This is a genomic window from Bradyrhizobium manausense (assembly GCF_001440035.1).
GTDB classification, from domain to species: domain Bacteria; phylum Pseudomonadota; class Alphaproteobacteria; order Rhizobiales; family Xanthobacteraceae; genus Bradyrhizobium; species Bradyrhizobium manausense.
This window is the reverse complement of sequence record NZ_LJYG01000104.1, coordinates 195,409-208,915: the sequence shown is the minus strand read 5'-3', so window position 1 is coordinate 208,915 and position 13,507 is coordinate 195,409. Positions and strand designations below refer to the sequence as shown.

The window sequence follows — 13,507 nt, the reverse complement described above, 5'->3', positions numbered from 1 at the left end:
CCAGTCAAAATGCCGCGGCGGCCCTCATGGCCGCCGCGGTGCTTCCTTAGGCAAAGGTGATGTTCTGGTCGCGCAGCGGCACGGAACGGATGCGTTTGCCGGTCGCTGCGAAATAGGCGTTGAGCACCGCCGGTCCCGCAACGCCGATGGTCGGCTCCCCGACACCGCCCCAGAAGCCGCCACTCGGCATCACGATCGATTCCACCTGCGGCATCGCCGCGATACGCATCGAATCGTAGGTATCGAAGTTTGTCTGTTCGACGGCACCATCCTTGACCGTGATGCCGCCATAGAACAGTCCGCTCAGGCCGTAGACGAACGACCCGGCAATCTGCCGTTCGATCTGGGCCGGGTTGACGGCATAGCCGGGGTCGGTCGCCGCAACGATGCGATGCACCTTGATCTTGGTGCCGTCGGTGACGGAGATCTCCGCGGCCGCCGCGACGTAACTCCCGTAGGAGGCGAAGTGCGCAAGTCCGCGGTAGATGCCCTGCGGCGGCGCGTTGCCCCAACCGATCTTCTCGGCCACGGCCTCCAGCACCGCAAGATGCTTCGGATGGTCCTTCATCAACTTGCGCCGGAACTCCAGCGGGTCCTGCCCTGCCGCGTGCGCCAGCTCATCCATGAAGCATTCGACATAGATGGCGTTCTGGTTGACGTTCACCCCGCGCCAGAAGCCCGGGATGATGTGCGGGTTGCGCATCGAATGCTCGATCAGGAGATTGGGCAGCGAATATCCAAACGGTGCATCGCCCTTGGCATTGAGGCCGGCGAAGGTCGCCGGATCCATGCCGTTGACCAGCGCCTCCGGCCGCAGGCTCGCCAGGATCGACTGGCCGGAGATCCGCATATGGAGTGCCGTCAGGTTGTTGTCGGCATCGAAGCCTGCGGTCAGCTTGCATTGCGTGACCGGATGGTAGCGGCCATGCGTCATGTCCTCTTCGCGCGTCCACAGCAGCTTGATCGGTGTGCCCGGCATCTGCTTGGCGATCAGCACGGCCTGCCGCACATAATCGGTCTGGCCGCGCCGGCCGAAGCCGCCGCCGAGCAGCAACTTGTTGACGTCGCATCTCTCGGCCGGAAGTTCTGACGCTTCCAGCACGGCGGCGAAGGCCGCCTCGCCGTTCTGCGTGCCACACCAGACCTCGCATTTGTCGGCCGTATAGAGCGCGGTGGCGTTCATCGGCTCCATGGTGGCGTGGTTCTGGTAGGGATAATTGTAGACGGCTTCGACCGTCTTCGCCGCACCGGCGAGTGCAGCTTTGGCATCGCCATTGGAGTTGCCGACATAGGCCGGACCGCCATCGAGGCCTTCGGCCAGCCACTTTGCGATCGAGGCGCTGGAGACCTTGGCGTTCTCGCCTTCGTCCCAGGCAATCGGCAGCGCATCGAGCGCGGTCTTGGCGTGCCAGAACGTGTCGGCCACAACCGCAACCGCGGTGTCGCCGACCTTCACCACTTTCTTCACACCCTTCATGTCGGCGATCTTGGCTTCGTCATAGCTCTTCAGCTTGCCGCCGGTCACAGGGCAATCCTTGATCGCGGCGTTGAGCATGCCGGGCAGCTTGACGTCGATGCCATAGACGGTGGTGCCGGTGACCTTGTCCGGCGTGTCGAGCCGTTTCACGCCCTTGCCGACCAGCCGCCAATCCCTGGGGTCCTTCAGCTTGACGTCGGCCGGCGGCGTCAGCCGGGCCGCGGCTTCGGCGACCTTGCCGTAGGTCGTGGTCTTGCCCGACGGCGTGTGGGTGATGATGCTGTTGGCGGCCGTGCATTCGGCGGCCGGCACTTTCCACTCATTGGCTGCGGCCTGGATCAGCATCATGCGCGCGGTGGCGCCGCCTTTGCGGACATAGTCGTGCGAGGCGCGGATGCCGCGGCTGCCGCCGGTCGAGTAATCGCCCCAGACGCGCTTGCGGGTGACATTCTGGCCGGGCGAGGGGAACTCGGTGGCGACCTTGGTCCAGTCGCATTCGAGTTCCTCTGCGACGAGTTGGGCAAGGCCGGTCAGCGAGCCCTGACCCATCTCAGAGCGGGCGATGCGGATCACCACGGTGTCGTCGGGTCGGATCACGACCCAGGCATTGACCTCGGGCGAGCCGTCAGCCGCGCGAACCACGGTCGGGCCGCCGAACGGCAGGTCGAAGCCGATCGCCAGGCCAGTGCCCACAGCGGCGGTGCCGATCACGAAGGCGCGGCGGTTCATCTTGGGAGCAACGTGCTTGTTCATGGGCCGGCTCCCTTACGCGCTTGCGATCGTGTGGATCGCCTCGCGCACCTGCTGGAAGGTGCCGCAGCGGCAGATATTGGTGATGGCCTCGTCGATGTCGGCGTCGGTCGGCTTCGGCTTCTCGCTCAGCAGCGCCGCCACCGCCATGATCATGCCGCTCTGGCAATAGCCGCATTGCGGGACGTCCTGAGCGATCCAGGCCTCCTGCACCTTGTGCAGCGTGGCGCCAGAGGCGAGCCCTTCGATCGTGGTGATCTTCTTGCCCTCGGCCTCGGCAACCGAGATCCCGCAGGAGCGAGTGGCGACGCCGTCCATGTGCACGGTGCAGGCGCCGCATTGCGCAATGCCGCAGCCATATTTGGTGCCGGTCAGGCCGGCATTCTCGCGGATCGCCCAGAGCAGCGGCGTATCTGGCTCGACATCGAGCGTGAAGTTTTTTCCGTTGATTGTTAGGTTTGCCATCGCAAGTCCCCTGATTGGCCCATCCACCGATGGACTCAGTGGCGCAATGTGTCCGGCAAACCGGAACCTTTCAAATCAACAGTCTGAGGGATCGCCACGAAGATTTCCGCGGTGGCGGGAAGATTGTCGATCGTGCGGTGTTGTGCGCATTTTGGAATGGCCCATGAAGGCTCGCGCTGGATGAGCAATTGCCGGTTCCGGTCGTTGCCGCCGGCGCGCCGCAGCGCAAAATCAGGCCTGACGTCCCCCGAAATTCAGGGCTGCGACTGTGTGCGGCTCGCTTGACAGCGGGACAACCTGGGCGTGATCGTTTCCGGGACAACACCGGGGCGCCATCGATTGCGGCGACCCCGGCGGATTTCCAGGCCTGTCGGCGATCAAGATCGGCATTGCGACGAGAATAGCTTTTCGGGGGTGCGGCATGTCAAGGAAGGTGATCGGCTGGTCGGTCGCGGCGTTCGTCGCGATTGCACTTGTCTTCAACTATCTGCCCTCGTTGGTCGCCGACTCCATCTACAAGAATGTCGACGACATCACTGATGGCGAGATGCCCGCCACCGTCACCTCCTTTGAGTCGGGACCGGATATCGTCAGCACGATTGGGGGCAGCGGGGAGGGGTTGAATTGCAGCCTTCCTGCTCTGACCAACGTCTTCTTCGATGGAAGCAGGGATTCCAGGGGCAAGCGTCATCTCGTCCTGCAGCGGTTCCGGCAGGCCTGCGTGTTCCATGACCTCTGCTACCGCCACGGCCTCGCCACCTATGGCTATAACCAGAACGATTGCGACCGCATCCTGCAAAATGCGGCGTTCCGGCTATGCACCTATATTCGCAACGGCAGCGGGACCGGCAGCGCGACGCGCTGCCAGACCGATTCGAAGATGGTCCTCGCAGGCGTCAGCATGGGTGGATACAACGCCTTTCGCGGCTGGGATCGATCGACCTATTTCGAGTTCGAATCCGATCCGTTCCGCTCGAATGGATTCCAGGCGAGCCGCGTCGTGGATCATCCGTTCAAGGCCGTGGATCCGGTCAAATATCGCAACGATCCGGACCAAGTCATCCTGTCGTTCGAGAACGTTCGATCCGATATCGCCGTAACCTGCATGACTTGCGGACAACTTCCGGTGTTCGAATACACGCAGGATCCGAACGAGGTCGACGCCGAGCTGCGCTCGGTCGGCGTGACGAAGCTGCCCGAGGCATTGCTCAAGCGCGAGCCGATGCTGTCGGAGACGGTGCCGATCTGGCTGCCGCCGCGTCGTCATCATGCCGCGCCGCATTTGTTGGTGGACAGCGCGGGCAAGCATCATCTGATCTGGATGAGCCGTAACAATCGACAGGACACGATGTCCTGCATCGTCGGCGCGGATGCCGCGCGGCTTCTCACCAATACGCTGCCTCGGCGGGATCTCTGCTCGAAAGATGCCGGTTCCTCGTTGAGCATGGTGGAGGTCGACATGTTCGCGACGTCTCCGCTGCCGATGGAAATTCCGGGCGCGAGCGACCCGATCTACGCGACCGCCATCAGCCCGCAGAAGACGATCGACAATGATCTCAGCTTCTGCTCGCGTTCGGCATCGAGGCCAATCGATCAATCCGGTCATGACGACCAGTCGAAATGCATCCACTTCTCCGGGGACGACGTCAGCAAGGGTGCAGCGCTCGGCGCGTTCCAGGACTTTCAGGTCATTCGTCCCGGACAGCAGATCGTCTTCGCGCGGGATGTCGACCAGCGGACGAACTCGCCGCTGACGGCGATCTGGCAGCGTGTGCTTGGCGATACCTTTTCACCTGCTGGTGCGCTGCTCGTGATCGACGTCGCGCCACCGGCCACGCCCAAGGGACCTGCGTTGGCCAAGCTGAAGAAGATCGTCCGGTTCAATATCGACGATCGCTTCGATCCGATGATGCCGATCACGCGCAAGCTCGACGATCTGCGTTTCCTGAGCCTGGAGGCATCGAAGCAGACCGTGCGCCTCCGGACGATCGATTTCGCCAAGGATAATCCCGCCGTCGGTACTGTCCGGCTGACGATGGGTGCCAGGGACCTGGATCTGGATCGCTCCTGGGCCGCACGGCCCGTGATGGTGCTGGAGACCCAGGATGCTCAGCCCAAGACGAAGCTGGTGTTCTCGCGCGGTGAGATCGCAATCGACCCCGACAAGCCGGTCTCGCCGGATGCGACGACGGAAGCGCTGACATTGCAGACGCTGGTCTTCGAACGCGACGCCGCGGCGCCTTCGGATGCGCCATTCGTGAAATCGGCCGGGGCGGCCTGCAGGATCACCTATAAGTTTGCGCCCGGTCATGCCGACTGGCCGTGCTATCGCGCCTTCGAGCCTGATCGTACGATGCGGGCCTCACCGGCTGCGCGAATGCAGGCCTCGCAGATGCTGATCGGGCATTTCTCGAAGAGCGCCGGCCACGCCCTCGCGTTTCCCGATGCCTGCCTGAAGTCGGAGCCGATCATTCTCAGCCCACAAGGGGATACGTTCATGCCAGTGAGCGGGTCTGCGGGCTGGGCAGGTCCACCGAAGCTGCGGCGCACGATCACATGCGAGCCGCTCGATACGGCCACCGTCGTCAGCCAGCCGATCGCGCAAAAGGCGCGCTGAAGCACGGCCTGCTTCACCGCCAATCGCACAAACTCGAAAACAACCCCATGCACAGTAGAAGGGCCCTTGTAGGACAAGGGCTTTTTCAGAGGTGGACGCGACGACACCTTGAATCGCGTCGACGTTGACACGTCGGGCAAAACACCGGCACGACAGCCGCCATCAAAGCTTTTTACACTGAAGCCAGCTGCGGATGGCCCCGATGAGTTCTGCCTTGCGTTCCAGCGGCAGCCAATGCCCGGCGGGCAAGCTCATTATAGTAAGGTCTGGGCAGGCCGCGCGCATCGGGTCACCTTGGTGATTTCCGGTGATGCTGCAGATTTGATCAAAGTCGCCGTTGACGAACAACACCGGCTGCGACAGGCGGCCGCCATCGGGTGCCTTGCGCGCGTAGGCGATGTTGGCATCGTCGTTCAGGTACCACGCACAGGATGGACGGAAGCCGTGAGCCCCAAACGACTGCACCAGCACGTCGAAGTCCCCCGGCGGCCAAAGAGCCGGATCAGGTTCGGTCGGCGGGGCGCGGTGTGCGGCGCCAAAGCGCCCTCCGTTGCGCGTAACCGTTGCGTTCGGCGAAGGCTTGCCTGTCGCAGCGAAAGATCGACGCCAGTGACGCTGCGAGGTCTGCATCGAGGTCGGCGACGGCCGCCTCGAAGTGCGTCGTGTAGTAACGGTAGTAGTCCCATTGGCCGTCCGGATATTGGTCAGCCGGGTAAATCGTTCGGTCGACCAGTGGGACGATCATGCGCAGGGCGTGCCCGTCGGGTTGATACGCGAGCGAGGTCAGCACGACGCCCCGGCTGCGCCTCGGCTCATGCGCGGCCAGCTCGCCAACCACGACACAGCCCCAGTCGTGGCCAATCCAGATCGCAGGCTTGCCGCCAAGGTGGTCGTGGAGCTCCGCCATGTCAGCCACGACGTCCTCGATGGTGTAGGCATCATTGTCCGCAGGCTTAGAAGAGTCGCCGTAGCCGCGCAGATCGGGCGCGACGCAATGCCAACCGTCGGTGGCAAATGCATCGATCTGAGCGCGCCACATCAGACCGATGCTCGGCCAGCCATGGGCGAAGATCATCAACGGTCCGTCGTCCGGCCCGCTTTCGATGTAGTGCGTTGTCTGACGAGGCGAGCTGAAACTGCGTTGGTTGAGTTTTGGTCCGGCTCCAGAACCGATCGATCGAAGTGGGTCTGTCATGGTCGAACCAATCCGGTCGAATTCAGATCGTTCCCCGACGCGAGCAACTCCAAGCTTCACAACGCTTCCCGATTGAAACGAAGCGGCCGCTGCTTCTGCTCCACCCTCATTGGCGGTCGCTTGGACAGCAAAGGAGGTAGCCAGCCTCGGGCCAATAGCAGTCAAACCTGCTATTGCGCGCCAAGTCCGACTGTTGGTTGTACCTGTGAGACAACCGGCGGAATCCAGCGTCCGGTCAACACCTCAGACTTTGGGCCGTAAACCCGCATGGTGAGGTTGAAAGGCCCCTTCGGAGCAGGCAGCCAGTTGGCCTCCTTGTCCTTGCCTGGGCTCTCGTTCTGAAAGTAGAGCGTCAAAGAGCCATCCGTGTCGACCTTGAACGGCATCCAGCTGCTCACAGCAAAGCGGTTGAGCGCGTTTGCGACCTGAAATCCCTCTGAATCATACAGCGTGATTGACCAGAATGCCTGCGTCGGCGGCGTCGCGCCCTTCTCGAAGGTGATTGTGTATTTGCTCGACCCGTCGAGCGGTTTGCCGGTTTCATCGCCGAGATTGAGCGGGTAGATGGCATCTTCGGGCAGATTCGCCCCAAGACCTACTTGGGCGACGATCGCGCGCTTAAGGTAATAGTTTCCGTAGACACCCATCGTGTCGGTATTCATCGACCAATAATTCGCAACGCGGGCGAGTGTTGGCACTTTCCAGGCCATCAACTTCTGTGCAGTCTCCGGCGCAAGTTCGACGGCTTTCCTGACCGCAGGTGCAAGGCCGGTGAAATCAAAGGTCTTGCCCGGCTCGATGCCGATCCGTCTCATCTGTGCGATGATCGGCTGATCGGTGGCGTGCGGGGGATGCAGCTTGAGAAGTTCGGCCGCATAGGCAAAGTATTTTTCCCCGCTCATGGTGTCGACCTGAGTCTTTGGCGGAGTCTTCACATCTACGCTCCGGTCAATGATTTGCTGGACTGGCTTGAGGGCCTGCCCCCATCCGGACAGGGGCGTTATCTTGTAGTTCGCCTGAATCCGTCGCACCGCCTCGTAGTCGGGCGGACCATCGGTCTTGGTGCGACCAATGATCCAAACGTAAGGCGTTGGCGCTCCGATCCGTGTCATGCCGGCTGGAATCGTGCCGCTCCAACCCGGCGGCGTGATGAGATAATTTCCCGCTTGCGTGCCCGTGGTGCGCCAGCCGGGCGATGCGAAAACGTCGGTCCACATATCCAGCATGGGCATCAGATAGTAGCGCCCGCCAGTGTCAGGCACCGAGAGCACCAATGGTTCTGTGGTGAGATCGAGCCAGGCGGAAGAGTAGAGTGTGTCGAAATTCGGCCGGACAACTGCTTTCATCTCCGCGGGCGGAAATGCCGGGATGTTGACGAATGCGTTCATCGGGCCGCCGATACCGGTGCCAGGCTCCGAGTTGACGAGCTGCTTTCGAGTCACGTCCATGGATATCAGCGGGTAGAAATAGATATAGCTGTCGGCGGCAATAGCGATCGCCTCCTGCTCCGTGATGGTTGCCGCAGCCTGCTGGGCCGCCACCGGCGCGACGAGCGCTGCACTCAGCAAGAGTGCTGATGAGAACGCGACTAGCACGCGATTCATGATTTACTCCTTCCCTGCAATCCCGGCCGTCACATCGGTCCTGGACACAGGTCGGGGCATGTTTGCTTCGAACCTGTGTAGACCAACCCACTAACGTGGTTGTCTGAATGGCCGGCCTAAGAAATGATGGTCATTAACCCGGTGCCGTATTTGACTCAGATCAACGGATGTCCGCTCCGACGGTGCTGGGCGCGAAATCGTTGACATCACCACTGAGACCCCTTGGGGCATATCAGCCTCGAATGGTACGACCAAATTCCAAGTGTATGCTGAGCAGCTACAATCTGGCTCGAATAGCTAGCAGCCTTCGTCCGCCTCGGGTGCTCCTGGCAGCTGACATATCCTCAGGCCGTGGGATGCGGCGGCGATGGGCCAATAGGACATTCGCTACTATGGAAAAAGCCGCGCCACTGTCCTTATTCGATCACCTCGTCGGCGATCACGTGAAGAACACTGAATCCCTGGCGAGACCTAAGCTTTGCATCTCCCCTTGGGATTGGAGGTAGGAATTGCGTGTGACCGCGGAGCGGGCGAATTTCCGATAAACCTCCCCCGGCGTCAGGCTTGGCTGCAACATGCGGTCGGAGAGGATGCAGCAAAGCCCGCTTCGCGCGCGCTTGCTCATGAGCGCGCGCCAGGTTGCCCTTGCAGGAGCGATCAGTAATCCCAGAACACCGGCACCCAGCGGAAGGCATCGCCGGCGATTGCGACATGGCCGACTGATGGGAACGGCATATGCGTGGCCACCAGCAGCTCGCCGCTTTCTGCTAGGTCGCGCAAGAGGCGGACGCGAACGCGCGCCGCCTCTTCGGGATCGTGCTCGAAGCCGTTGTGCCATTCGGGCTGGTCGAACCCGACGGCAAACACGGCGTCGCCGGCGAATGTCAATGCGTCCCCGCCGGACGCCACACGAACCACGCTGTGTCCGGGTGTATGGCCGCCGGTGCGGCGAACGATGACACCGGGTGCAACCTCGTGCTGCGCATCGAACGGGCGTATCTGGCTGCCGTACATCTTCACGAACTGCCGGGCGGCGGCCCGAAGCGCATCCGGGAATCCCTGCGGCATGTTGGTGTGGGTGAAGTCGGGCGCTTCCCAGAATTTGAGCTCGGCTGCCGCGACGTGGATGCGCAGGTCCTTGCGCAGCCGATCCTTCACGCCGTCGACCAGGAGGCCGCCGACATGGTCCATGTGCAGGTGGGTCAGCACCAGGTCGGTCACGGATGCGAGATCGATCCCGGCGGATTCGAGCCGTTTGATCAACTGACCGGCCCGCGGCAAGTGCAAATTCGGGTCCGAGCCCAGCCCGGCGTCGATGAGGATGGTCTTGTCGCCGCTTCGCACCATCACTGCGTTGAGGGCCCAGTCGAACGCGTCCGGCGGCAGGAACATGTCCTTGAGCCAGCTTGCCCGGCTTGCCGGATCGGCGTTGTGCGCCAGCATGGTGGTCGGCAACGGCAGCACGCCGTCGCTGACGACCAGGACGTCGATCTCGCCGATACGCACCGCATAGCGCGACGGGACGAGCTCTTCGGGTTTCGATTTCAGGGAAGCGTTGTGCAGATTCATGTTGGTCTCCTGTTGAAGGTCGCTGATGGCGAGTTGTTCAGAGAGCGGTGACGCGCTCGGGGTCGGCCGAGGCGAGGGCGGCGGCGCGCTCGGCTTTCGGCGGGTAGATCCAGACGGTGTTGATTTCCTGCTTGGTCTTCTTGGCGACATCGCCGACCATCTCGACCGTGCGTTCCCAGCCGCGGGTGAACAGCGCGCCGGCCTCGCCGAGGTCGAGGCAGGTGACATAGGCCTTCTGGTGATAAGGCCTGGTCGCAACGCCCAGCAGCTCGGCAGCAGCATTGTTGCCGGCGAAGGCGCCCATCCGCGTCGCATGCTGGCACGACATCAGCGCGTAATTGCCGACGTCGTCACACGCAGCCCGTGCGGCATCGCCGGTGGCGAAGACGCCATCGACCTTCGGAACGCGTAGGTCACGGTCGACCAGCAGCCGGCCGAACTGGTCGCGCTCGGCCGGGATCTGCGTCGTCAAGGGAGCTGCGCGGATGCCGGCAGCCCAGATCACGGTTTCGCATGCGATATGTTCGCCGCTGGAAAGCGTGACGCCTGATTTGTCGAGCGAGGTAACGCCGGCACCGAGCCTGGTTTCGACGCCGAGCTTGCCGAGCGCCTCCTCGATGATCGGACGGGGGCCCGGGCCCATGTCGGGCGCGATCGCCTGGTTGCGGTCGACAATGACCACGCGCAACTCCGCATCGTTGCCGAGAATCCTGCGCAGGCGCGATGGCACCTCGGTTGCGGCCTCGATGCCGGTGAATCCGCCGCCTGCGACGACAACGGTATTGCGTGCCTTCGAGGCGGGACGGTTCGACAGGCCGTGCAGATGGCGGTCGAGCGCGATGGCGTCATCAAGCTGGTCGACGCTGAAGCCGTGCTCGGCCAGGCCCGGAACGTTCGGCCGGAACAGCCGGCTGCCGGTGGCGATCACCAGCCGGTCATAGGACAGCTTCCTCTTCGTGCCTTGCGCGACAGCGATCTCGACGACCTTCGCCGCGGTATCGATCGCCTCGGCATGGCCCCTGACATAGACGACGTCGATCGCCTTCAGCACGCCCTCCAGCGGCGCCGTCAAGGTTTCGGGTTTCGGTTCGTAGAGCCGCGGCCGAACCACCAGCGTCGGCTCGGGCGCGACCAGTGCGATCTCGAGCTTGTCGGGCGAAACGCCCTGGATCTCGCGCAGGCGGGCGGCGGAGAGGGCGGCATACATGCCGGCGAAGCCGGCGCCGATGATGACGATGCGCATGTCTGATGTTCCTTGGTTGAGATGATTGCAATGGAGCGAGGTTGTTGTTTACGCGTGATCTCCGCGCAAACGCGTTCCGCTGATGTCGCGAGGGAAAACCGCTTCGCACTTTTCCGGATCATGCTTCAGGCCGTCACGAACTTGAGCAGATCGGCGTTGACGATGTCGGGATGCGTCGTGCAGAGGCCGTGCGGCAGCAGGTCGTAGATCTTCAGAGTGCTGTGCTTCAGAAGCCGGGCCGACAGCGGCGCCGAGTCGGCAACGGGAACGATCTGGTCGTCGCCGCCGTGCAGGACCAGCGTCGGCACCGTGATGCTTCGCAGGTCCTGGCTGAAGTCGGTCTCGGAGAAAGCCTTGATGCCGTCGTGATGGGCCTTGCTGCTGCCCATCATGCCTTGACGCCACCAGTTCCAGATCGCCGCCTGGGAGGGCTCTGCGCCTGGGCGATTGTAGCCGTAGAACGGCCCGCTTGCGAATTCGAGGTAGAACTGCGACCTGTTGGCGGCCAGCTGCCGCCGCAAGCCGTCGAACACCTCGAGCGGCAAGCCACCTTGATTGGCCTCGGTCTTGAGCATCAGCGGCGGCACCGCGCCGATCAGCGCCAGCTTGGCCACGCGGTCCCGGCCATGACGCGCGACGTAGCGCGTGGCCTCGCCGCCGCCCGTGGAGTGGCCGATATGAACGGCGTTGCGAAGATCGAGATGTTCGGCGAGCGCCGCGACGTCGGCGGCATAGTGGTCCATGTCGTGGCCGTCGCTGATCTGGCTCGAGCGGCCATGGCCGCGGCGATCATGCGCGATCACGCGAAAGCCCCTGCCGAGGAAGAACAGCATCTGGGCATCCCAGTCGTCGGCGCTGAGCGGCCAGCCGTGATGGAAGACGAGCGGCTGCGCCGACCTCGGTCCCCAGTCCTTGTAGAAGATGTTTCCGCCGTCGCTAGTGGTGACGTAGGTCGCGGCGTCGTACCTCCCGGTCGAGAGGGCGGCTGTTTTCATATCGCCGCCTGCCGCCGAGGTGGAGCGCAGGGTCATCGACGCCGCGTACATGAGCGTCGTTGCGAGAATGCTTCGTCGCGAGGTACTCGCGAGCTGGCTGACAGAGCTGATCAAGGCCATTTGCAGTTTCCGTTTCAGGAGTGGGGGCGCTGCGATTCCTAGCGTGCCGCACGTGCCGATGCCCCAGCGCGATTGACGTGATTGCAGCGCGATTGCTGCTAGCGCACGCGCCGCCGCCAATCGCTCGGCGATTCTCCGGTCAGTTTTCGAAACGCCGCGGCGAAGGCGGTCTGCGAGGAGTAGCCGAGCGCGGCTGCGATCGAGACGACAGGCGTGTCGGTGTCGCGCAGCATGTTCATGGCCTGCTCAAGCCGGTGCTGGCGCAGCCAGGCATGAGGAGAAAGTCCGGTGCTGTCCTTGAATGCGCGGCAGAAGTGAAAGCGCGACAGGCCGGCCTCGGCGGCAAGAGCCGCGAGCGACACGTCGGCATCGCTGTCCGAGCGCAGGCGTTCGATCGCGCGGAGCAGCGTCTTCGGCGCCAGTCCGCCTCTGGCCGGCGTGATCACGTTCGGTGAGCCGGTGTGCGCGGCAAGAAGGCGCGTGGCCAGCAGATCCATGAGCTGCTGCCTGAACAGGGTGTCCAGAGCCTCGTTGCCCTCCAGCACGTCTGCTGCACTCAGGAGCAGACGGGATGTCACGGGATCGGGATGAGCGGTTCGCTCCAGAAGTTCGGCCGTAGAGCCGGCTTCGGCTTCGTCCGCAACACGCCTCAGCGTTGTCTGCGGAAGATAGAGCTGGAGGACGTCGACCGGTTTTGGGATGTCCCACCGGGAGCTCGATCCTTCCGGAATGATGATCACGACGCCCGGACGAAACGTCCCGATCGCGATGGATCGTCCGGACCGACGCTCCATACGCTGGACCGAGCCGTTGTAAGCCATGATGACGTGGTGGTTCATGGGTTGCACGACGTCGTGCAACGGCTCGTGCTTCCAGTGCGCAATCCCGGCGCCGGATCCATCCAATGCCATGCGAAAAGGCACTGTTCCGAGCACGCGGGCCATCTCGGCGTCGGCAGCCGGCCGGTCGCCGCCCGGAGCGAGCTCGCGCCGGTCTTTCGGCCGGTCTTGGGGCCGGTCTTGGGGCCGGTCTTGGGGCTGGTCTTGGGGCCGGTCTTGGGACGCGGCGGGCATTTCGTTCGACGATTCGCGCAAGCTGGCGTTGCTCATGGAGTTTGACTCGCGTGGGGGCGCATCGCTGCATGCGCGACGTCGTGATCATGCCGTCAGCCGGCGCATGACGGGGCCGTACGGTATGTCTGCTGATCTCTGTTCAACGGATGGACCGGTGGTCGAGGACGTTCCGTCGCAACTCCGGCACCGTTGATTTGCGGGTTCTAGGCGGCGCGAAAATCCACGTCTTTCCTGATACTGCCCTGCCTTGCCTGATCCTGCTCCGCGGACCCGTTGCGCTCACAGCTTGCGTGCGTTTGTGAAAAGCCGTGATCCCCTCGTTGCGGTCGACGACGGCCCCGAGTCCTACCGGCCCTCACCTGATCGTTCTGAAATCATTGCCAAATCTCGCCGTGGCGG

The 13,507-nt window shown here is 63.1% G+C and carries 11 protein-coding genes; 1 reads left to right on the top strand and 10 read right to left on the bottom strand.

Going from position 1 to position 13,507, the window contains the following annotated elements; all coding sequences use genetic code 11:
* Positions 1-46: 46 nt before the first annotated feature.
* The 3 genes from AOQ71_RS28040 to AOQ71_RS45430 are packed head-to-tail and all read right to left on the bottom strand — an operon-like array spanning position 47 to position 2,880.
* A complete protein-coding gene (locus AOQ71_RS28040; RefSeq protein WP_057753427.1) occupies positions 47-2,230 on the bottom strand; it encodes a xanthine dehydrogenase family protein molybdopterin-binding subunit in 2,184 nt (727 codons plus the stop codon).
* Between the two features lie 12 nt (positions 2,231-2,242).
* Positions 2,243-2,692: a (2Fe-2S)-binding protein gene (locus AOQ71_RS28035; RefSeq protein WP_057753426.1), complete on the bottom strand. Its 450-nt coding sequence runs from the start codon at positions 2,690-2,692 to the stop codon at positions 2,243-2,245.
* A gap of 35 nt (positions 2,693-2,727) precedes the next feature.
* Positions 2,728-2,880 carry a hypothetical protein gene (locus AOQ71_RS45430; RefSeq protein ID WP_157083664.1) on the bottom strand — a complete coding sequence of 51 codons (153 nt, stop codon included), beginning with the start codon at positions 2,878-2,880 and terminating at the stop codon, positions 2,728-2,730.
* A gap of 233 nt (positions 2,881-3,113) precedes the next feature.
* Here AOQ71_RS45430 and AOQ71_RS28030 point away from each other — a divergent pair, with 233 nt between their 5' ends.
* Positions 3,114-5,309: a hypothetical protein gene (locus AOQ71_RS28030; RefSeq protein WP_057753424.1), complete on the top strand. Its 2,196-nt coding sequence runs from the start codon at positions 3,114-3,116 to the stop codon at positions 5,307-5,309.
* 162 nt (positions 5,310-5,471) lie between these two features.
* Here the strand turns inward: AOQ71_RS28030 and AOQ71_RS48685 are convergent, their stop codons facing one another.
* From AOQ71_RS48685 to AOQ71_RS27995, 7 genes are all read right to left on the bottom strand, one after another.
* Positions 5,472-5,780 (bottom strand): alpha/beta fold hydrolase, encoded by a 309-nt coding sequence (locus AOQ71_RS48685; protein ID WP_245317183.1) that lies wholly within the window; start codon positions 5,778-5,780, stop codon positions 5,472-5,474.
* 31 nt (positions 5,781-5,811) lie between these two features.
* On the bottom strand, positions 5,812-6,384 hold the full coding sequence (locus AOQ71_RS48680; protein ID WP_245317217.1) for an alpha/beta fold hydrolase: 573 nt from the start codon (positions 6,382-6,384) through the stop codon (positions 5,812-5,814).
* A 290-nt stretch (positions 6,385-6,674) separates the two neighbouring features.
* Positions 6,675-8,108, bottom strand: a complete 1,434-nt coding sequence (locus tag AOQ71_RS28020; RefSeq protein ID WP_057753422.1) for a DUF1254 domain-containing protein — start codon at positions 8,106-8,108, stop codon at positions 6,675-6,677.
* Positions 8,109-8,765: 657 nt separating this feature from the next.
* Positions 8,766-9,677, bottom strand: a complete 912-nt coding sequence (locus AOQ71_RS28010) for an MBL fold metallo-hydrolase (RefSeq protein ID WP_057753418.1) — start codon at positions 9,675-9,677, stop codon at positions 8,766-8,768.
* A 37-nt stretch (positions 9,678-9,714) separates the two neighbouring features.
* Positions 9,715-10,920 (bottom strand): NAD(P)/FAD-dependent oxidoreductase, encoded by a 1,206-nt coding sequence (locus AOQ71_RS28005; protein WP_057753416.1) that lies wholly within the window; start codon positions 10,918-10,920, stop codon positions 9,715-9,717.
* 125 nt (positions 10,921-11,045) lie between these two features.
* Positions 11,046-11,915: an alpha/beta fold hydrolase gene (locus AOQ71_RS28000; protein WP_057753844.1), complete on the bottom strand. Its 870-nt coding sequence runs from the start codon at positions 11,913-11,915 to the stop codon at positions 11,046-11,048.
* A 218-nt stretch (positions 11,916-12,133) separates the two neighbouring features.
* Positions 12,134-13,144 carry a helix-turn-helix transcriptional regulator gene (locus AOQ71_RS27995; protein ID WP_083514533.1) on the bottom strand — a complete coding sequence of 337 codons (1,011 nt, stop codon included), beginning with the start codon at positions 13,142-13,144 and terminating at the stop codon, positions 12,134-12,136.
* Positions 13,145-13,507 lie beyond the last annotated feature (363 nt).

Coding starts and splice junctions, on each gene's coding strand:
- AOQ71_RS28040 (WP_057753427.1), bottom strand. CDS start 2,230: ATGAACAAGCACGTTGCTCCCAAGATGAACCGCCGCGCCTTCGTGATC.
- AOQ71_RS28035 (WP_057753426.1), bottom strand. CDS start 2,692: ATGGCAAACCTAACAATCAACGGAAAAAACTTCACGCTCGATGTCGAG.
- AOQ71_RS28030 (WP_057753424.1), top strand. CDS start 3,114: ATGTCAAGGAAGGTGATCGGCTGGTCGGTCGCGGCGTTCGTCGCGATT.
- AOQ71_RS48680 (WP_245317217.1), bottom strand. CDS start 6,384: ATGATCTTCGCCCATGGCTGGCCGAGCATCGGTCTGATGTGGCGCGCT.
- AOQ71_RS28020 (WP_057753422.1), bottom strand. CDS start 8,108: ATGAATCGCGTGCTAGTCGCGTTCTCATCAGCACTCTTGCTGAGTGCA.
- AOQ71_RS28010 (WP_057753418.1), bottom strand. CDS start 9,677: ATGAATCTGCACAACGCTTCCCTGAAATCGAAACCCGAAGAGCTCGTC.
- AOQ71_RS28005 (WP_057753416.1), bottom strand. CDS start 10,920: ATGCGCATCGTCATCATCGGCGCCGGCTTCGCCGGCATGTATGCCGCC.
- AOQ71_RS28000 (WP_057753844.1), bottom strand. CDS start 11,915: ATGAAAACAGCCGCCCTCTCGACCGGGAGGTACGACGCCGCGACCTAC.
- AOQ71_RS27995 (WP_083514533.1), bottom strand. CDS start 13,144: ATGAGCAACGCCAGCTTGCGCGAATCGTCGAACGAAATGCCCGCCGCG.